Origin of the sequence: Helicobacter pylori HUP-B14 (assembly GCF_000259235.1) — a bacterium.
Lineage (GTDB): Bacteria > Campylobacterota > Campylobacteria > Campylobacterales > Helicobacteraceae > Helicobacter > Helicobacter pylori_CU.
Map to the genome: position 1 here is coordinate 1,465,040 of NC_017733.1, position 18,812 is coordinate 1,483,851.

At 38.1% G+C, this 18,812-nt stretch carries 17 protein-coding genes and 1 pseudogene; 10 read left to right on the plus strand and 8 right to left on the minus strand.

Annotation, left to right across the window (positions count from 1 at the left end):
- Window positions 1-10 precede the first annotated feature (10 nt).
- The 7 genes from HPB14_RS07095 to HPB14_RS07125 form a co-directional block, all read right to left on the minus strand.
- Window positions 11-583, minus strand: a complete 573-nt coding sequence (locus HPB14_RS07095) for a YigZ family protein (RefSeq protein ID WP_000854232.1) — start codon at window positions 581-583, stop codon at window positions 11-13.
- Window positions 570-1,700, minus strand: coding sequence for an ABC transporter permease (locus HPB14_RS07100; RefSeq protein ID WP_001008817.1), 1,131 nt, complete (start codon window positions 1,698-1,700; stop codon window positions 570-572). Before HPB14_RS07100 ends, HPB14_RS07095 begins: the two co-directional genes overlap by 14 nt.
- The gene (locus tag HPB14_RS07105; protein ID WP_000489102.1) at window positions 1,697-2,794 is read right to left on the minus strand and encodes an ABC transporter permease; all 1,098 of its coding nucleotides are present in this window, start codon (window positions 2,792-2,794) and stop codon (window positions 1,697-1,699) included. Before HPB14_RS07105 ends, HPB14_RS07100 begins: the two co-directional genes overlap by 4 nt.
- 11 nt (window positions 2,795-2,805) lie before the next feature.
- Window positions 2,806-3,795, minus strand: a complete 990-nt coding sequence (locus HPB14_RS07110) for an HlyD family secretion protein (protein ID WP_000071799.1) — start codon at window positions 3,793-3,795, stop codon at window positions 2,806-2,808.
- Between the two features lie 11 nt (window positions 3,796-3,806).
- Window positions 3,807-5,339: a TolC family protein gene (locus HPB14_RS07115; RefSeq protein ID WP_000754038.1), complete on the minus strand. Its 1,533-nt coding sequence runs from the start codon at window positions 5,337-5,339 to the stop codon at window positions 3,807-3,809.
- The gene (locus HPB14_RS07120) at window positions 5,336-6,685 is read right to left on the minus strand and encodes a hemolysin family protein (RefSeq protein WP_000533296.1); all 1,350 of its coding nucleotides are present in this window, start codon (window positions 6,683-6,685) and stop codon (window positions 5,336-5,338) included. Before HPB14_RS07120 ends, HPB14_RS07115 begins: the two co-directional genes overlap by 4 nt.
- Window positions 6,686-6,787: 102 nt before the next feature.
- Entirely contained in the window at window positions 6,788-8,389 is a 1,602-nt protein-coding gene (locus HPB14_RS07125) for an inorganic phosphate transporter (RefSeq protein WP_000403646.1), read from the minus strand.
- Between the two features lie 140 nt (window positions 8,390-8,529).
- On the opposite strand from HPB14_RS07125, the gene HPB14_RS07130 reads away from it, so the two are divergent.
- The 10 genes and pseudogenes from HPB14_RS07130 (at window position 8,530) to HPB14_RS07170 (ending at window position 17,529) form a co-directional block, all read left to right on the plus strand.
- Complete coding sequence (locus HPB14_RS07130; RefSeq protein WP_000569296.1) at window positions 8,530-8,799, plus strand: NifU family protein; 270 nt, start codon at window positions 8,530-8,532, stop codon at window positions 8,797-8,799.
- A gap of 11 nt (window positions 8,800-8,810) precedes the next feature.
- Complete coding sequence (locus tag HPB14_RS07135; RefSeq protein WP_001168590.1) at window positions 8,811-9,422, plus strand: hypothetical protein; 612 nt, start codon at window positions 8,811-8,813, stop codon at window positions 9,420-9,422.
- A 3-nt stretch (window positions 9,423-9,425) separates the two neighbouring features.
- Window positions 9,426-10,769, plus strand: coding sequence for a UDP-N-acetylmuramoyl-L-alanyl-D-glutamate--2,6-diaminopimelate ligase (locus HPB14_RS07140; protein WP_000768819.1), 1,344 nt, complete (start codon window positions 9,426-9,428; stop codon window positions 10,767-10,769).
- A gap of 2 nt (window positions 10,770-10,771) precedes the next feature.
- Window positions 10,772-11,722, plus strand: coding sequence for a transaldolase (gene tal, locus HPB14_RS07145; RefSeq protein ID WP_001155008.1), 951 nt, complete (start codon window positions 10,772-10,774; stop codon window positions 11,720-11,722).
- A 54-nt stretch (window positions 11,723-11,776) separates the two neighbouring features.
- Window positions 11,777-12,313 carry a 50S ribosomal protein L25/general stress protein Ctc gene (locus HPB14_RS07150; protein ID WP_000889361.1) on the plus strand — a complete coding sequence of 179 codons (537 nt, stop codon included), beginning with the start codon at window positions 11,777-11,779 and terminating at the stop codon, window positions 12,311-12,313.
- 9 nt (window positions 12,314-12,322) lie between these two features.
- Window positions 12,323-12,883 (plus strand): aminoacyl-tRNA hydrolase, encoded by a 561-nt coding sequence (pth, locus tag HPB14_RS07155; RefSeq protein WP_000173972.1) that lies wholly within the window; start codon window positions 12,323-12,325, stop codon window positions 12,881-12,883.
- Between the two features lie 54 nt (window positions 12,884-12,937).
- Window positions 12,938-14,005 (plus strand): LptF/LptG family permease, encoded by a 1,068-nt coding sequence (locus HPB14_RS07160; protein WP_001236137.1) that lies wholly within the window; start codon window positions 12,938-12,940, stop codon window positions 14,003-14,005.
- Window positions 14,006-14,061: 56 nt separating this feature from the next.
- Window positions 14,062-14,127: pseudogene (locus tag HPB14_RS08505) on the plus strand (type II methylase); the annotation flags it as partial.
- On the plus strand, window positions 14,121-16,343 hold the full coding sequence (locus tag HPB14_RS07165) for a DNA cytosine methyltransferase (protein ID WP_228839831.1): 2,223 nt from the start codon (window positions 14,121-14,123) through the stop codon (window positions 16,341-16,343). The pseudogene HPB14_RS08505 and the gene HPB14_RS07165, both read left to right, overlap by 7 nt.
- A complete protein-coding gene (locus HPB14_RS07170; protein ID WP_267470967.1) occupies window positions 16,336-17,529 on the plus strand; it encodes an AlwI family type II restriction endonuclease in 1,194 nt (397 codons plus the stop codon). Before HPB14_RS07165 ends, HPB14_RS07170 begins: the two co-directional genes overlap by 8 nt.
- 62 nt (window positions 17,530-17,591) lie before the next feature.
- Here HPB14_RS07170 and HPB14_RS07175 read toward each other — a convergent pair whose 3' ends face one another.
- Window positions 17,592-18,755 carry an outer membrane protein gene (locus tag HPB14_RS07175; protein WP_195182600.1) on the minus strand — a complete coding sequence of 388 codons (1,164 nt, stop codon included), beginning with the start codon at window positions 18,753-18,755 and terminating at the stop codon, window positions 17,592-17,594.
- Between the last annotated feature and the right edge of the window lie 57 nt (window positions 18,756-18,812).

Below are 18,812 nucleotides of genomic sequence, written 5' to 3' on the forward strand. Positions count from 1 at the left end.
ACCACTCTCCCTAATTTATCTTATTTTGCTGTAAAAACGCTTGCAAATTTTCTCTTTCGCCGCTGATTTCCACTTCCACGCTTTGGTTTGAAAAATTCTTTTTGCTTAATTGTAAGCTAAATTTCTTAATTTCACGCTGAAGAGCGTCTAATTCTTTGTAAGAATAATGAGCGCTTAAAGTTTCCAACTCCACAAAATCCTTAAAAGCGTTTTCTCTTTTAGCGTTTTCTACGCACAATAACGCGCTAGTGGCATAAGCCTTCATCAAGCCCCCCACCCCTAAAAGCGTGCCTCCAAAATAACGCACGCTCACTAATCCTATATTGATTAAATCCTCTCGCCTTAAAACGCTAAGCATAGGCATGCCTGAACTCCCTTTAGGCTCGCCATCATCGCTAAAACCCTCCGTGATTTTGCCCTCTAAAGAATAGCGGAACGCCGTTACAAAATGCGCGGCTTTAAAATGCTCTTTTTTCAAAGCCGTGAGGGTTTTTTCAAAATCGCTAAAGGGCATGAGATAGCCTAAAAAGCGAGATGCTTTAGTCTGGTGCTTGGAGGTGATGAGGTTTTTAAGCGTTTTCACAAGCTTTCTTTAAAGAGCTGAGTTTGAACACGCACCCTATAAAACTCACGATAAAAATCGCAATAAGCGCGTAAAAATGGATAGACACATCTATAAATTCCGCATGCATTTGATTCAATCGCCCTAACAAACTGATCCCATGATAAGCAGGCACTATTTGAACAAAAACCTGTAAATAAGAGGGCAAGGATTCAAAAGGCCACACAAAACCCATCATAAAAATCAAGGGCAAAGAAGAAATCAAAACGATTTGAGTGGTGTGGGCTTCATTTTTGATCCATGCGCCTAAAAACGACCCCAAACTCAAGGTCGCAAGCATGAAAATCAAACTATTCAAAAACACCATTAAAGCGCTTCCATGCCGTTCGATCCCATAAAAAGAAAACAGCACCCCAAAATACCATAAAATAAAAACGCTAAACGCTGCCACAAACACCAAGAGTCTTGCGCACAGCCTTAAAGCAATTTCTTTCTTGTCTAAAAGGGCTAATTCCAAACGCCTGGAGCTAGTAAACATGCTGCTTGCAATGAGCATCACCTGGTGTAAGATGAAAATAAACACGCTAGAGAGCGCGTAATTCAAATACCCCTCACTAGGGTTATACAAAGCGATAGGCCTGATTTTAATCCCGTCTGTCCCTAATTCAGCTTCTTCTATTTGGGCGTTGCGTTTGAATCTTATCTCATCATTTAAAGCGTTGATGCTCTCCACCACCGCATTCGCTAATGCGCCATAAATCAAAAAGTAATTGGAATTCGCATAAAAATCTATCATTACAGGCACTTGTTTATGGATATTGGCTTCAAAATGCGAAGGGATATGCAAGATCCCATAAATTTTTTCTTCTTTTAAAAGCTTTTTGGCTTCCAGCATAGAGGGGCTAAAAAAAGCGATTTCTAACTCGTTGGAGCTTTGCGCCATGAAGGCTAATTGCCTGGAAAGGAAGGAATTGTCTTCATCTACAAGGGCGATTTTTTGCTGCGTTACGATGTCTTTCAAATAAGGCAAAGGGTATAATAAGCCATAGATTAAAGGAGCGCCTATAAGGATTAACAAAACGCCCTTATGAGAAACAATGGCTCTTAATTCCATTAAAAGGATTTTAAAAAAATTCATGCGCTAGCCCTATCTTTTTTAAAAGAAAAATAAAAAATCAAAAGCCCTAAAGCTAAAAAAATTAAAAAGAACACAAGCGGCATTAAAGAATTTAAAGACTCGGTAAAATCCGTCTTATAATAGGCCTCTTGTAAAAAGAACTTCATAAAATGGCTAATAGGCAAGCAATGGCTCCAAAAATCCCCAAAAATTTCCATGTTGTTTTGCGGGTAAGTCACCCCAGCAAACGCAAAGCTTGGAGCGGTATAGACTCCAATCGCACCCGCGGTTTCAATAACGCTTTTTGAAATGCCATAAACTAGCACCACAAACCCGCTCATGATAAGCGTCATTAAAACTACCGCCAAAAAGACCAACAACAAATGCGCATAATTCCCCTGCATGCCAATGAAATTAAAATAAAACGCCATGCCCATCCCCCAAAAGCTAAACACACACGCATTCGCTAAAATACTGATCAAAAGCTCGCGCATGTTAGAGGTTTTTTGAATGAAATTGAGCATGCCAATCGCAATGAAAATAAGCCACATGCAAGGCAGCATCACGCTTAAAAGGTATTGCGTGTAATTGTTTTCTTCATTGTATAGGGCATGCAATTGCAAAACAATAGGTATTGCTTGGGCTTTAGCAGAAATCAAATTGGAATCTCGCACTAAAGCTTTGGTGGCTAAGGTTTTAGCGTCTAAAGTCAAAGCGGTTTGTAAAAAAGCGTTTTTGAGCGTTTTCCCCACTAAAACATACTCAGCGTTATAATAAAAGGGCAAATCCACCTTTCGCCCCATTTTAATTTTTTTCTCTAAATCTCTAGGCAAAACTAACGCCCCATACGCTTCAGCGGAATTTAAAAAGCGTTTGGCTTCTAAAAGGCTAGCCACTTGGTGTTTGATTTGAAGCGCGCTCGTTGCACCCAATTCAAACGCTACCTGATGGCTTGTGGTGGTCTTATCCAAATCCACCACCACGATAGGGAGCTGTCTTGGGATTTCTTGCTTAAAGATTTGCGTGCCTAAAACCCCTAAACAAAAAGGCAATATAAAACACACGACAAACAAGAACTTGTCTTGTAAAACCCATGCGCTTATCAATCTGAACAAAACAATCCTTTTTAAGGTTTAATGGTAACTAACACGCTCATCCCTACCCTAAAATTTTCCAACTCTTCTAAGGGTATGGCCTCCACTTCATAGCTTTTCATGTCGTAAGTGTTGGAATTATTTGTCGCTTTCCAAGTCGCAAAATCCCCCATCACGCTCAAATATTTGACCCTGAATTTCGCGCTTCTTTTCAACGCTGGGATATACCCTTCAAATTCCTTGCCCACCTTAAACTCGTTCAAATACTTTTCAGGCACGCTGATTTTTAACCAACTATCCTTTAAATCTATCATTAAAACCACAGGAAAGCCCTTAGGGCTAAGCTCGCCACCGCTTAAAAGCACATTACTCACTTCCCCATCAATAGGGGCTAGGGCTTTGACATCTTTTAAATAAGACTCCACTTCATTCACTTGCCCTAAAGCCGCGCTCTCTTTAGCCTTAGCGGCAATCTTACTTTCAGAGCTCGCCCCCCCTAAAGCCATTTTATACTTTTGGTAAGCCGCGCTCTCGTTGTATTTAGTGCTTTCATAAGCCGCATAGGCTTCATCGCGCTTTTGCAAGCTCGCCACGCCGTTATCATACAAATCTTGAACGCGCTTATAAGTCTCTTTGGCTAAAGTCGCTTGGGATTTTGCCGCTTGCCAAATATCTCTTGCAGAATTGATCGTTTCGTCTCTTGAGCCTCTTTTGACTTCATCGCTAAGCGCTTTAGCGGCTTTATGCCCGGCTTCAGCTTGAGCGAGCTTGGCTTCTAATTCAGGGCTAGAAATGCTAAAAACCAAATCGCCCTTTTTAATGTGATCGCCTTTTTTAACAAACACCTTTTCAATGCGCCCAGGGACTTTGGAACTCACGCTGTATTCTCTGGCTTCCAAAAACCCTTGCAACACTTCAGCCTTAGGGCGATAAGCTAAATAAAAAAGCACGATTAGCCCTAACAATAAAGCCCCACCCCCTGTAAGAATCGCTTTATTTTTATCCAACATGCTGTTTGACATGATTTTTTCCTTTAATAAACAAATTCATAAAATAAATCAATATGATCGCTTAACGCCATTAAATTCGCTAATGAAACAATGTATTTATAAGCCACGCTTTTTTGCTCCACGATGATAGAAGAAAGCGTGTTCCTCGCATCAATGACTTGAGCGTTCGTGCTTAAGCCTTGCAAAAAAGCCTGCTCTTGGAGTTTTAAGTTTTCCTTGGCTAATTCCACGCTAGAAAGCAAGCTTTTGTATTCTTTCAAATAAGAAAGCGTCTCTTTATAAGTCTTATTCACTAATAATTCCATGTTTTTTTTAGCTTGGATTTGTTCGCTACTTGCTTGCAGCTCCGCTAATTTGCTCGCTTGGTATTTTTGGATACGCCCTGTAGGGGAGAGTATGGGCATGCGCCCCGCCACGCCCACAAACCAACTAGGGATCATGTCTTCAAACACCGAATTGTTTTGTTTCATGAGATAAGAGCCAAAAAAACTCACTTGGGGCAAGAATTTAGCGATCTGTAGTTTCGTGTTTTCTTTAGAGATTTGAATCTGATTTTCTAAAGTCTTTAAAACCGGGTAAGAATTGAGCGTGGAAGCAACAAAAAAGCTCAAATCGGGCAGATTTTTCTCGGTGTGGATCTCTAATTTGCTTGAAGGTGCTAGATCGTCCTTGCTAGACAAAATAGAATTGAACGAGAGCTGCGAAACTTCTAACACGTCTTTAGCCTTAACGCTAGCGATATGGGCCTTATCATAAGCCACTTGAGCGCCTAAGGTTTCTACCCTAGCGATTTGCCCCACTTTTTGCATTTTCAAAGCGTTTTGGAAATGCTTATAATGGCCTTTTTCTACTTCTTCTAAAGTTTCAGCCACTTCTGCGTTTAACACCATGCCATAATACACGCTCACAAGCTCTTGAAAAGTGGAAAGCTTTTTCAAACGATACACTTCATTGGCGTCTTTTTGCATCAAATCCGCAATGCGCACCATCGTGAATCTTGCCCCACCCATATAAAGGGGATAAATAATGCTCAAAGCCCCAATCACCACATTTTGCTTAGAAAACAATAAGGGGGCTTCTAAAGTGCTGCTCAAAGCCCCAAAACCTTGCATCACCCCTTGCATGCCCGCTTGGATTTGAGGGGTTAATACTTGAGGGGGGATATTTTGCTGGATGTTTTGCAAGCCTTGATGGATCTGGTTGGTGGCTTTTTGCACGCCCGGTTGTTTTTGGCTGGCAAAATCCATTTTAATGGGGTTAGAAAGATACACATAAAAAGCGCTCAAATCAATTTGAGGCAAAAAAGAAAGCTTAGCCGCTAATTTCATTTTACTCGCTCTTTTAATGGCGTATTCTTGCGCATGCAAGCCTTCATGGTTGGATAACACCCTATTCCATGCGTTTTTTAAAGAAAGTTTTTGAGCGTTAGGGTGGTTCAAAGGTAGGCTGTCTTCAGCCAAATTCAAAGAAGAAGGCTCGGTTTTAGGAACTCCATCAACAGCGCTTAAAGAGCTATTGAATAATAAGCCCAATACAAAGAGGGTTGTTTTTTTCATGCTTCATTTTCTCCCTGATCTTGTTTAACCGCTTTTAAGCGTTTTATCCTGGCCCCATCCACGCTTAAGACTTCAAAAACATACCCATGCGAAACGATTGTATCCCCCTCCATAGGCATGCGCTCTAACAAGCTAAAAACATAACCCCCAAGCGTTACCTGCTCGCATTCTTTGTCAAATTCAATGTGAAGCACTTCTTCTACGCTCTCTAAATCCAGCATGCCCTCTAATTCAAACACGCCCTCTTCAAGCTTGTTTACGCCCTCTTGTTTTAAGTCGTATTCGTCGCTAATCTCGCCCATGATCTCTTCAATAATATCTTCCATAGTGAGCAGCCCGGCCGTGCCGCCGTATTCATCAATCACCAAAGCGGTATGGATTTGCTCTTTTTTCATTTTAATAAGGATTTGAGAAATGGAAGCGCTTTCAGGGACGATGATCATTTTCCTGACGATTTGATTGAAATCATGCATTTTAGGGGTAAAAATAGAGCGAGAAAGCAAGTCTCTAATATGCACCATGCCGATAATGTTATCCTTAGAACCCTTACAATAAGGGTAGCGCGTGAAGCGGCTTTTTAAAACAATGTCTATATTTTCTTCATAGCTGTTTTCTTCGTCCAAACACACCATATCTTTTCGTGGGGTCATGATTTCTTTAGCGCTCGTGTCAGAAAAATCCACCGCGTTTTTAATGATTTCGCCCTCCACTGAATCAATAATGCCCTCTCTCAAGCTCTCGCCCACAATGATCTTTAACTCTTCTTCAGAATGCGTGCCATCATGCTCTTTAGGATTGATGCCCACTTTTTTTAAAAAGAAATGAGCGATCACATCAAACAGGCACACCACCGGATAAAACACGACCCAAAACACATGCAAAGGGCGCGCGGCAAAAAGAGCGGCTTTTTCAGATTTAGCGATCGCTAAAGACTTTGGCACAATCTCGCCCAACACGACATGCAAAAAAGTGATGCTCAAAAACGCTATGACCACGCTCATTGAATGGATAAAAATAGGATTTTCTCTCAAATCCATAGACTCAAACAGCGCGGCTAACAATTTTGCGATAGCGGGCTCACCCACCCAACCTAAAGCTAATGAAGAAAGGGTGATGCCTAACTGCGTCGCGCTCAAATAAGTGTCTAGTCTTTGACTCATCTTTAAAGCGAGTTTAGCGTTGGAATTACCGATTTTAACCAGCTCTTCCAAACGGGTTTTACGCACTTTCACAAGAGCAAACTCTGAAAGCACAAAAAAGGCGTTCAACAACACCAATAAAAAAGCAACCATCAACATCAAAATCGATTCAGACGGATCCAAATAAGCTCCTTGATTCCTCCCCATGATTTAAACCTAAAACCTAACGATAAATATAAAATATATAAAATCTTAGAATTTTAACATAAAAGATTAAGCCTAACTTTAAAAATCAAGCCTTTAAAAACCCTAGAAATACTTTTCTATAAAACCAAGAGCCACAAAAAGAAGCGTGCCTAAAAGCGCAGAAACCGGCACGGTTACCAACCAAGCGGTAACAATCTTTTTTAAAATGGAGCGTTTGATCACTTCTTCTTTATACACTTTTTTAAGCGACTTTTTTTCTTTCTTTTTCAATTCCAAAGCGATAGCGGTGTTCTTGCTTTTTTTCAAGCTCTCTAGCATGAGCGATTTTTCTTTCAAATTGGCTTTATCAAAGCGCTCTAAAAAGCCTTCAATTTCTTCTAAATCTTCCCCAAAGTGCGCGGCTACAATGTTGTCTCTGATTCTAGCAAAACGCCTTCTTGATTGCTCTCTTAAACGCTCCCTTAAAAAGCCCACCCCAAACACCGCACCCACCACAATATGCGTAGAGCTTACCGGTAAGCCTAATTGAGAGGCTAAAAGCACGGTAATGACCGCTGAAAGCGCGATGCAAAAAGCTTGCATTTTGTCTAATTCTGTGATTTCAGACCCCACCGTTTTAATGAGCTTTGGCCCATACAAGCTCAAGCCTAAAGCGATCCCAGCTGCCCCTACTACCATAATCCACAACGGCACAGAGCTTAAAGTATTCCCCATAGGGCTATTTGCATCTTCTAAAGTTTGACTGATCGCCGCTAAAGGGCCTATAGCGTTAGCCACATCATTAGCCCCATGCGCAAAGCTTAAAAGCGCAGCAGCAAAAATCAAAGGGACATTGAAAAGCTCATTAATGCTTTCATGGCTGTTTTCTAATTGTGGGGCTTTCTTTAACACAAATCTTTTAAAAAGGATAAAGATTAAAAGCGCAAGGATACAGCCGCAAGCCAGCTGGATTTCAAAACCCACCGCATAGAGGCGTTTTAAAACCTTAATCATCAAATACCAGCTAAAGGCTAAGCTCATCAACGCTACCAAATAAGGCACGACCTTTAAAGCCGCGCTCTTTTTATCTTCTTTATAAGCGATAGTCTTTTTAATGAGCATTAAAAAAAACATGGCTATCAAAGCCCCCATTAAAGGCGAGATTACCCAACTCGCCACAATGCCTGATAAGAAATGCCAATTGATAGCAGACATTCCAGCCGCTGCCATTCCAGCCCCCATAATCCCCCCCACTACAGAGTGTGAAGTGGAAACGGGAGCGCCTATTAAAGTCGCTACATGCAACCACAACGCCCCACTGAGTAAGCTAGCCAACATGACATTGATGAAAACATGCGCATCATTAATAAATTCAGGCGAAACGATACGGCCCTTAATCGTAGAAACCACTTCCCCCCCGGCAATGATCGCTCCAAGCATTTCACAAATCGCAGCGATCAAAATCGCCCCACCCATGCTAATGGCTTTAGAGCCTACGGCAGGGCCGACATTATTAGACACATCGTTCGCGCCAATATTCATCGCCATATACCCCCCAATCACAGCCGCAAAAATAAGCAACAATCCCTTAGAATTAGCCTGCCCAAAAATGAGAGCGAGCAAAGCGGCGCCGATGAGGAACAAAAGAGCGAGAGCGATCTTTAAAGTGTCTTTTTGGAGTTTTTTGGAAGCTTTTTCAAACTCTTTGATGTTTTTAATTTCCATATCGTCATCAAAACCTTATTCTAATAGTGGCTCTATTCTATCCAATTAGCCCTTGAGCCACTCTTAAAAAGCGTTGTTTGATAAAAATGGCTCATTATATGGTATCTTAAAGTAAAATTTTAAAAATAAGGTTTTTAAAAATGATAGAATTTAGCGATGAAGATTTACAAAAACCGGTGCGTATTGTAATAGAAAAGATCCGCCCTTACTTGCTCAAAGATGGCGGTAATATTGAAGTGCTAGGGGTGAAAAGCATGAAAATTTATGTGGCTTTAGAGGGAGCGTGTAAGACTTGCTCTAGCAGTAAAATCACTTTAAAAAATGTCATTGAAAGGCAGCTTAAAATGGATATTCACCCCAATTTAGAAGTGGTGTGCTTAGAAAACGCTAAGGAGTTTGATAAGCTTTAAGGATTATAGGCATGCAAAAGTTTGATTATGAATTTAAAAAGCGTGCGTTGATTAAGGATGGCTTTTTAGCGTTCAAGCAAGCCCATTACGCTGAAGCGTTACGCCTTTTTTCTGAAGTTTTATTTTTGGATAAAGACAACCAAAAAGCCAAAGTGGGGGCGTTATTAAGCGACATCGCTAAAGATTTCCCTAAAGAAGCCCATAGCTTTTATGAATTGTATCAAAGCTTGATCGCTATGCAAAAACGGAGTTTAAAAAACCAGGCTGAAGAGCAAATCATCAATTTGATCGCTTCTTTTGATGAGGGATTGAACCAAATGACTGAAAAGATTGATGCGCAAATTTCTCAAAAAGGCGAGGAGTTGAACGGCATTTTGTACGCGGATTTCAAACGCTTGAGTTTGGAGCGCGGTTTTAAGGAAGCGTTTGAAGATTTGATGTTCAGCTCTAGGGTGATTTTTGACAATAAAGAGGATTTTTATGAATTTTTGAAAGAATTGAACCATTATGGCTATTATGAATTAGCGATAAATTACATTGAAAACATGCATGAAGATTCTTTTATTTACGATAAATTTTTGCGTTCTCTTTTAGAAGACGCCCTAAAATCCAATAAGGCTTAAAGAATGAAGCTTAAAAAAACCCTGACTTATCAAAACCACACCTATTCTTTTTTGAGCGATAACACGCATGAAGTTTTAGAAAACCCTAAAGAAATCCTTTTTGTCAAAACGCCTTTAAATGAAAAATACTCTCCTTTAATTGCAGAAAAAAACCTGGCTATTTTAGATTTTAACGAGCTTAAAAACTACTTTGATTTTAAGATTAAAATTGTAGGGGTTACTGGCACTAATGGTAAAACGACCACAGCGAGTTTGATGTATTCTTTATTCTTAGATTTGAATAAAAAGACCGCTCTTTTAGGCACAAGAGGGTTTTTTATCAACGACAAACGAATCAAAGAAAAGGGCTTGACCACGCCCACCCTTTTAGAGCTTTATAGCGATTTAGAAGAAGCAGTGCGTTTAAAATGCGAATACTTTATTATGGAAGTGAGCTCCCATGCGATTGCCCAAAAGCGCATCGCCGGGCTTGATTTCGCCCTTAAAATCTTAACCAATATCACAAGCGATCATTTAGATTTCCATCAAAACATAGAAAATTACAGAGATATTAAAAACAGCTTTTTTAAAGATGAGGGCTTGAAAGTCATCAACAGAGATGAAACAAACGCCCTTTTTAACCCCATTAACGCGCACACTTACGCGCTGGATAAAAAAGCGCATTTAAACGTTCAAGCCTTTTCGCTCAACCCCTTTATTAGCGCGTCTTTATGCTACCAACAAAATTTAAGAGATCCCAATCTCAAAGAAATCGCCCTTATGCATTCCCCCCTTTTAGGGCGTTACAACCTTTATAATATTTTAGCGGGCGTTTTGGGGGTCAAACTACTCACTCAATTACCTTTAGAAGCGATCACGCCGTTATTGGAAAACTTTTATGGGGTGAAGGGGCGTTTGGAAATTGTGCATTCTAAACCTTTAGTGGTTGTGGATTTTGCCCACACCACAGACGGCATGCAACAAGTCTTTGAAAGCTTTAAAAATCAAAAAATCACCGCTCTTTTTGGAGCAGGGGGCGATAGGGATAAAACCAAGCGCCCTAAAATGGGAGCGATAGCGAGTTGTTATGCGCATCAAATCGTCTTAACTTCAGACAACCCCAGAAGCGAAAACGAAGAAGACATTATCAAGGATATTTTAAAAGGCATCAGCGATTCTTCTAAAGTCATTGTAGAAAAAGACCGAAAAAAAGCCATTTTAAACGCTTTAGAAAATTTAAAAGACGATGAGGTGTTATTGATTTTAGGCAAGGGTGATGAAAACATTCAAATCTTTAAAGACAAAACGATTTTTTTTAGCGACCAAGAAGTCGTTAGAGATTATTATCTCAATTTAAAACAAGGATAAACATGCAAGAATTCAGGTTGTGGTGCGATTTTATAGAAAGGGATTTTCTAGAAAACGATTTTTTAAAACTCATCAATAAGGGGGCTATTTGCGGGGCGACGAGTAACCCTAGTTTGTTTTGTGAAGCGATCACAAAAAGCGCGTTTTATCAAGATGAAATCGCTAAACTCAAAGGCCAAAAAGCTAAAGAAATTTATGAAACCCTGGCGTTAAAGGATATTTTACAAGCTTCTAGCGCGTTAATGCCTTTATATGAAAAAAACCCTAACAACGGCTACATTAGCCTAGAAATTGACCCTTTTTTAGAAGACGATGCCATTAAAAGCATTGATGAAGCCAAGCGGTTATTCAAAACATTAAACCGCCCCAATGTGATGATTAAAGTCCCAGCGAGTGAAAGCGCTTTTGAAGTCATTAGCGCTTTAACTAAAGCCTCTATCCCCATTAATGTAACTTTAGTCTTTTCGCCTAAAATTGCCGGTGAAATCGCTCAAATCTTAGCCAAAGAAGCGCAAAAAAGAGCGGTTATTAGCGTGTTTGTCTCACGATTTGACAAAGAAATAGACCCATTAGTGGCGCAAAACTTGAAAGCTCAAAGCGGGATTATGAACGCTACCGAGTGCTATTATCAAATCAGTCAGCATGCTAATACGCTAATAAGCACCCTTTTTGCATCCACAGGCGTTAAATCCAATGCTTTAGCTAAAGATTATTACATTAAAGCGCTGTGTTTTAAAAACTCTATCAATACAGCCCCCCTAGAGGCTTTAAACGCTTATTTGCTTGACCCAAACACCGAGTATCAAACCCCCTTAAAGATTACAGAAATTGAAGCGTTTAAAAAAGAATTAAAAGCACAAAACATTGATTTAGAAAACACCGCTCAAAAACTCCTTAAAGAAGGCTTGATAGCGTTCAAACAATCCTTTGAAAAGCTTTTAAAGAGTTTTTGATTTTTAAGGGTTTTTTGGATAGAATGATCCCTTATTTTATTTTAAAGGATTGACATGTTAGAAGGCGTTATTAGAGAGAGTATTACTAAAGCTAACGCTAAAGCTTTAAAAAAAGATGGCTATCTAATCGCAAATGTTTATGGAAAAGGTGTTGAAAATGTGAGTTGCGCGTTCAAATTAAACCCTTTCATTAAATACCTTAAGGAAAAGAAGCATTTGATTTTTCCGGTGAAATTAGGGGATAAGACTTTTGAAGTCGTGGTTCAAGAATACCAAAAAAACCCTGTTACTAACGAGCTTATCCATGTGGATTTGCTCGCTGTTACTAAAGGCGTGAAATCCAAGTTTAAAGTCCCCGTTAAACACCAAGGCACTCCGGTGGGCTTGAAAAACAAAGGGATTTTAATGCTCTCTAAAAAGCGTATCAGTGTGGAATGCACTCCAGAGCATTTGCCCGATCACTATTTAGTGGATGTAGCCCCTTTAGACGTGAATGAGTCTATTTTGGTGCGCGATTTAGAAAAACACGAGAATGTTAAGATCTTAGATCATGATTCTATCGCTGTGATCGGTGTGATTAAAGCGAAGTGATTTCAGGTGATGACGCTTTTAGTGGGTTTAGGCAACCCTACTTTGCGTTACGCTCACACCAGACACAACGCTGGTTTTGATATTTTAGATTCGCTCGTTAGCGAGTTGGATCTTTCTTTCACTTTTTCTCCCAAACACAACGCTTGTTTATGCGTTTATAAGGATTTTATCTTACTCAAGCCCCAAACTTACATGAATTTGAGCGGCGAGAGCGTTTTAAGCGCTAAAAATTTTTACAAACCCAAAGAGCTTTTAATTGTCCATGACGACTTGGATTTACCTTTAGGCGTTGTGAGGTTTAAAAAGGGTGGGGGGAATGGAGGGCATAACGGCCTAAAATCCATTGATTTATTGTGTTCTAATTCTTATTATCGCTTGAGGGTGGGGATTTCTAAAGGGATTGGCGTGATTGAGCATGTGCTTTCAAAATTCCACAAAAACGAAGAGCCTTTAAAAAACGCTGTGTTTGAACATGCCAAAAACGCCTTAAAATTTTTTATAGAAAGCCATGATTTTAACGCCATGCAAAATCGTTTCACGCTTAAAAAACCTTTAAAAATAGAAAGTTAAATGCGCTCTATCAAAAATTTTAAGTTTTTATCGTGGTTTGAATAAGGGTTTAAAGTGCGTTTGTTTAGATTTGTGGGGTGGTATTATTTCAAATACTTTTTAATCGTGCTTTTAGCTTTAGAATTGTTTTTTGTAGGCATTGACAGCCTGAAATACGCCGATAAAATGCCCGATTCTGCGAACATGATCATTTTATTTTTCACCTATGACATCTTATTCGCCCTCAATTACACCTTGCCCATTTCCTTGCTTTTAGCGATGGTTTTATTTTATATCGCCTTCATTAAATCCAACCAATACACCGCCCTGCTCTCCATTGGCTTTTCCAAACGCCAGATTTTAAACCCTATTTTTTTCATCAGCTTGTTTTTCACGGCTGTTTATGTGGGATTGAACGCGACTCCTTTTGTGTATATGGAAGAAAAAACGCAAAATTTGATCTATAAAGACAATTCTTTGAGCGTTTCAGAGCATTTGTTAGTGAAATATAATGACGATTACGTGTATTTTGATAAGATTAATCCCTTATTGCAAAAAGCCCAAAATATCAAGGTTTTTCGCCTAAAAGATAAGACTTTGGAATCTTACGCTGAAGCTAAAGAAGCTTTTTTTGAAGACAAGTATTGGATCTTGCATGACACTACTATCTATGAGATGCCCTTGAGTTTTGAACTGGGCAACAACGCTTTAAGCACCACGCGTTTAGAAACCTTTAAAACGCTCAAAAATTTCCGCCCTAAAGTTTTAGACACCATTTATCAAAACAAGCCTGCGGTTTCTATCACAGACGCTCTTTTTTCCTTGCATGCTCTAGTGCGCCAAAACGCCGACACGAAAAAAGTGCGCTCGTTTTTGTATGTGTTTGCGATTTTGCCCTTTTTTGTGCCGTTTTTAAGCGTTTTAATCGCTTATTTTTCGCCCAGTCTCGCCCGCTATGAAAACCTGGCTCTTTTAGGGCTAAAGTTTATCATTATCACGCTCGTTGTTTGGGGGCTATTCTTTGCTTTAGGGAAGTTCAGCATTTCAGGGATACTCATTCCTGAAATAGGCGTGCTATCGCCCTTTTTCGTATTCTTAGCCCTCAGTCTTTGGTATTTTAGAAAGCTCAACAAGAGATTGTGATTTTTAAATCTTGTATGTTACTAAGTGGTTTTATTCTCTTAGCTTAAAGGTGACTAGTGGAAAGATTTAATCTAAAAAACCGCCGGTATATCGGCTCAAAAACCAAGCTTATAGAGTGGGTATTGAGAGTTTGATAAAAAGACTCGTTTATTGCGATCATGTTGATTTTTATAGCATTTTTGCTATAGTATTTTCCAAGAAATCAAAATTTTATAGGAATGCTTGTTTGTTAACTTATGCAGATTTATTTGCAGGTATCGGTGGCTTTAGACTTGCTTTAGATTCTTTGGGCTTAAAATGTGTTTTTAGTGCAGAGAATAACCCCCATGCTATAGCCATGTATAAAGCGAATTTTAATGATGACTCCACTTGTGATATTACTATTTTAAATCCAAATACTATGCCAAATTTTGATATTTTATGTGCAGGGTTTCCTTGTCAAGCATTCTCAGTATGCGGCAAACAAAAAGGTTTTGAAGATACAACAAGAGGAACGCTGTTTTTTGATATTTGTAGAATTCTAGAAAATAAAAAGCCAAAAATTTTTATCTTAGAAAATGTAAAAAATCTCTTAAAACACAATAAAGGCAACACACTATTTGTAATGTTACAAGCCCTTAGTAATTTAGGTTATAGTGTTAGTTATAAAATTTTAAACGCTAAAGATTTTTCAGTCCCACAAAACAGAGAAAGAATTATCATTGTAGGATATTTGGGTTCTCAAGTATTTGATTTTAATCCTATCAAAAAAAATCCTATTATTAGCATGCAAAATTTTTTAGATAAGAGTGGTTATTTTGAAATTTTAAAACCCCATGAATACACATTGTTAGATAGCCAATTGCTCAAAAGACAAAATTCAGGACTCATTTTTTGTGGCTATCGTAATAAGAAAATCCGCACTAAGGGCACAAGAGAAAATACGGAACACTTAAGTAGGGTTCATAAACAGCCTAATAGAATTTATCATGCAGGGGGAATACACCCAACACTTGCCAGTCAAGAACAAAGCGGTCGCTACTTTATCTATATTAATAATTTAGTGAGAAAATTAACCATAAATGAATGTTTTTCTTTTATGGGGTTTCCTAAAGATTTCAAAAAAATCGGTACAAATTCACAGCTTTATGAACGCATTGGTAATAGCATATGCGTTCCTATGGTTAAGGCTATTATAAAAGAAGTGTTAAATCAATTTTACAAACAACCCCTTAAGGAAAATAACATGCAAAATAAAACTTTGGAATTTTTAGAAAAAATTTATAAAGAATGCGTGAGCTTAAAAAATTTAGACAGCTTGGGTTTAAGCGAAATACAACTCCAAAAAACCCAAACGATTGTTGAAAAAGAAGAAACATTTAAAGGTGTTTATACGGTTTTAATTACGAGTTTAGTTTATAAGAGCAACTACCCCAATCAAGATATTAGATTTCATCAAGCAAATATGGATAATGGGTATAGTGGTAGAAGTTTTGATACTAAATTTATCACACCTTTTTTAAAACAAAAACAATTTCTAGGGGCTATGAAAGAGAGTGGATGGCTCACAAGAAGTTTGGAACAAAATTTGCCATATACACTAGACTATCCGGGAAAAATTTCAAATATTGCTGTTAAAAAAGCGTTTTTAGAAATCTTAGATGATATAGAAAAAAATCCAAACTTATCTATACTATACTTAAAAGCCCTATTTTATTTAAGCATTAGGGAGAAAACTAAAAAAGCCATTATTCTTGTTAAACCCACCATAAAGGAATCTAGTTATACTATAGACTTTATTATCAATACCCTGCAAAAACATTTTAACTTCACTTATAAAAGTAGGGGAGCTTCTATACTGCCTGTGGTAGCTTTGTTTAGTCTATATGAATGTCTAATTTTGGAATTAGAGCGTTTTACTAATAAAAGCTTAAAACCTTTAGATTCTCATTATAGTTGTGATAAAAGCAGTGGCAATGCCGGAGATATTGTAATTTTAGATGAACAAAAACAATTGTTTGAAGTTATAGAGATTAAATTTAATATTGCTATAGACAGCATTATATTACAAGATTCTTATAAGAAAATTGCTCAAACACCTATTAAAAGATATTATATATTAAGCACTTTACCTATTCAAAATAAAGCAGAATTACAAAAAATTACAGATAAAATTGAACATGAACATGGTTGTCAAGTAATTGTTAATGGGATTTATGATACTTTAAGGTATTATTTAAGACTGATTAAAAACACAGAAAATTTTATAAACAATTATCTTAAAAATATCTCACAAAATACGGAAATCAACGAGGAACACAAGCTTGCATGGAATAGTGTTATTGACTTAAATAAATAATTTTTTTAACAAGCCCAACAATGAACTTTTAAAAAACAAAATAGTTGGGGCTATATTTTTAAACGCTCTGTCTGAATATGAAGTAGGAAACCCTTACAAAAAGAACTTAAACCATAACAACCCTTTCAAACTATTGCTCTCGCTTTTAAAACGACTCAAAAATGCCCATCTAACCCCCCTATCTGTCAAAGAAATCCCTATTTTACTTTGTTGGAAAGACGATAACGCTAATGGGCTTTATGACTACATTATTCGTTTAAGACAAGAAATTGTTACTATCAATAAAACAGAATTCAGCTACTCAGATGAATTTATCTATGAAAAATGCCTAAATCTTTTAGAAAGTGTTAATAAAACACGATTTAAAATGAGCCAAATCACTAACGAAGCCGTTGATGAATACATTAGAAAAATGTGTATTACAGGACTTATTTCATTGCGTGGTAATGGTAGGTTTATTGATATTAATACTAATGAAAATAATAAAATAGATTACATTTTACAAACCCATAAGGCTTTTAAGGGAGATTATTTAAACGACACTCAAGCTAACAAACTAGCCTTTTTTAACTACATGGCAATCGTGGATAGCTTTCTTGTTAGCGTTACTCCAATCAGCGCTAATGAGAGCGTTAAATCAAGCAAATTGAATGAACTAGCAACCACTTATACTAAAGATTTTATCAAGCAAGAATTACTCATTACTTGTAACAAGCAAGAATCAAAAGATAGTTTTTTAAGACTCATTGATAAACCTTTACGCTTGGAATTTTTAAGCACTATTTTCTTGAAACAACATTTTGAAAATCTAAGCGTGATACCCAATTATAAAAGCGATGATGAAGGCTTGCCCGTATACACAGCAAGCGGTAATAAACCTGATATTGTAGCTATGGACACAAAAGCCCAAAGTTATATAGAAGTGAGCTTGATTAGGGATAGAAGTCAAAGCGAAATGATACCTATTGCCAGACATTTAAAAGAATTGATTAAAAATAGCACCGATATTAGAGAAAAATTTAGTGTTTTTGTAGCTCCAAATATCCATGATGATACCAAAGAATACGCGGAATTTGCCCAATTCAAAGACAATATTAATATATGTTGTTATGCTATTAATGATTTTATCAAAAAAGTAGAAAACAGCATAGAGTTATTACAGCTCAATGACAACCCTAAAGCTTGACAAATCAAGCTTTCATATATTCATATATAAGCTATAAGCCTTGCCTAAAACCCCTACCAAACTTAAAAAGTATAAACATAGCGCAAATACATAGAATACTGACGGCGTAAGGTTTGGGTCAAGCTGAAATTGGTTTCTGCTCCTGTGATAGTGGTTGGTTTGCCGTCTTTTAGCGGGCCTTGGCTTTGCTCTTTGATAGTGGTAGAACCTTTGAAAAAGTGATTAGGGAGCGTGGGGATTTTGATACCAAACTCAATGCCATGGTGTTCAAAAATATTGGTTCTAATGCCCACATTCACTAAAAATTGGAAAATCGTGTGATTCACCTTAGCGTTTAATTTTCCTGTGGTATAGACGCTATTAGGGTTAATCCCCACATTACAACTCGCCGGCGTCGTGTCCCCGCAAGTGATTGTGCCATCAGCGTTAGTCATGTAAGCGTCAGCGTCCGTATTGACGCCATAAACATACCCGTCCTTAAAATACCCCACACGATTATTAGTCCAAGTGTTACCCGCAAAATTCACGCCCACAAAAAACCCGGCCGTGGCTTTAGGCTTGTCTATAATATTAAAAAGCATGTCTGTGCCAAAACCATAAGTATACATGTCGGCTTTTTGATCGCTCAAATAAAAAGGCGATATAGCGTTAGCGGCTCTGGAGTTAGAGAAATTGGTATGCCCATAATCAAAAAAGCCATAATAGCGCAGCCCAAACCACCTTTTTTTACCCATAAAATGCTTATAGCCTGTCATCACGCCTAGCCCATACATCGGCTGGTTACGACCAGGAATGTTTTTGTTGGTGCTAAGCATGGTGCGAGAAGTCCAATTGACCACGCAGTTAGCTTTAGTGTAGCCTGGCGTTCCTGGCGTCCCTGAAGCTGGCTGGCAGCCACCGGTCTGCCCGTCAGGGACTTTACCATTATCATTGGCTGAAACATCGCCAAAAGGCACTTGAAACAACTCGCCGTTTTTATAAGCGTTGGTCTTTTGATCAGCCCTACCCACTTCCAAGCTAATCCCCACAAACGCGCCATTCTTTTCATGGGCATTTAAGGGGTTTGTCAGCCATAACGAACTCAAAAGAGTACCTAAAATTACCGAGCCTTTTTTAGAAATATCTAAAGATTGAGCTATCAAAACAGATTCCTTACGATTAAAATTTTTACCAACCATTTTGCAATCTTGCATTCTATTTTTCTTCTTTGTCATAAAATTGAGCATCACTCTCTAGGGTCTCCGCTTAAGTGTTACTTTTTTAATTATTTTATTATAGCTAAT

Bases quoted from the DNA above. Each gene is read 5' to 3' on its own strand.
- HPB14_RS07100 (WP_001008817.1), bottom strand. From the start codon at position 1,700: ATGAATTTTTTTAAAATCCTTTTAATGGAATTAAGAGCCATTGTTTCT.
- HPB14_RS07110 (WP_000071799.1), bottom strand. From the start codon at position 3,795: ATGTCAAACAGCATGTTGGATAAAAATAAAGCGATTCTTACAGGGGGT.
- HPB14_RS07115 (WP_000754038.1), bottom strand. From the start codon at position 5,339: ATGAAAAAAACAACCCTCTTTGTATTGGGCTTATTATTCAATAGCTCT.
- HPB14_RS07120 (WP_000533296.1), bottom strand. From the start codon at position 6,685: ATGGGGAGGAATCAAGGAGCTTATTTGGATCCGTCTGAATCGATTTTG.
- HPB14_RS07125 (WP_000403646.1), bottom strand. From the start codon at position 8,389: ATGGAAATTAAAAACATCAAAGAGTTTGAAAAAGCTTCCAAAAAACTC.
- HPB14_RS07130 (WP_000569296.1), top strand. From the start codon at position 8,530: ATGATAGAATTTAGCGATGAAGATTTACAAAAACCGGTGCGTATTGTA.
- HPB14_RS07135 (WP_001168590.1), top strand. From the start codon at position 8,811: ATGCAAAAGTTTGATTATGAATTTAAAAAGCGTGCGTTGATTAAGGAT.
- HPB14_RS07140 (WP_000768819.1), top strand. From the start codon at position 9,426: ATGAAGCTTAAAAAAACCCTGACTTATCAAAACCACACCTATTCTTTT.
- tal (WP_001155008.1), top strand. From the start codon at position 10,772: ATGCAAGAATTCAGGTTGTGGTGCGATTTTATAGAAAGGGATTTTCTA.
- HPB14_RS07150 (WP_000889361.1), top strand. From the start codon at position 11,777: ATGTTAGAAGGCGTTATTAGAGAGAGTATTACTAAAGCTAACGCTAAA.
- pth (WP_000173972.1), top strand. From the start codon at position 12,323: ATGACGCTTTTAGTGGGTTTAGGCAACCCTACTTTGCGTTACGCTCAC.
- HPB14_RS07175 (WP_195182600.1), bottom strand. From the start codon at position 18,755: ATGCTCAATTTTATGACAAAGAAGAAAAATAGAATGCAAGATTGCAAA.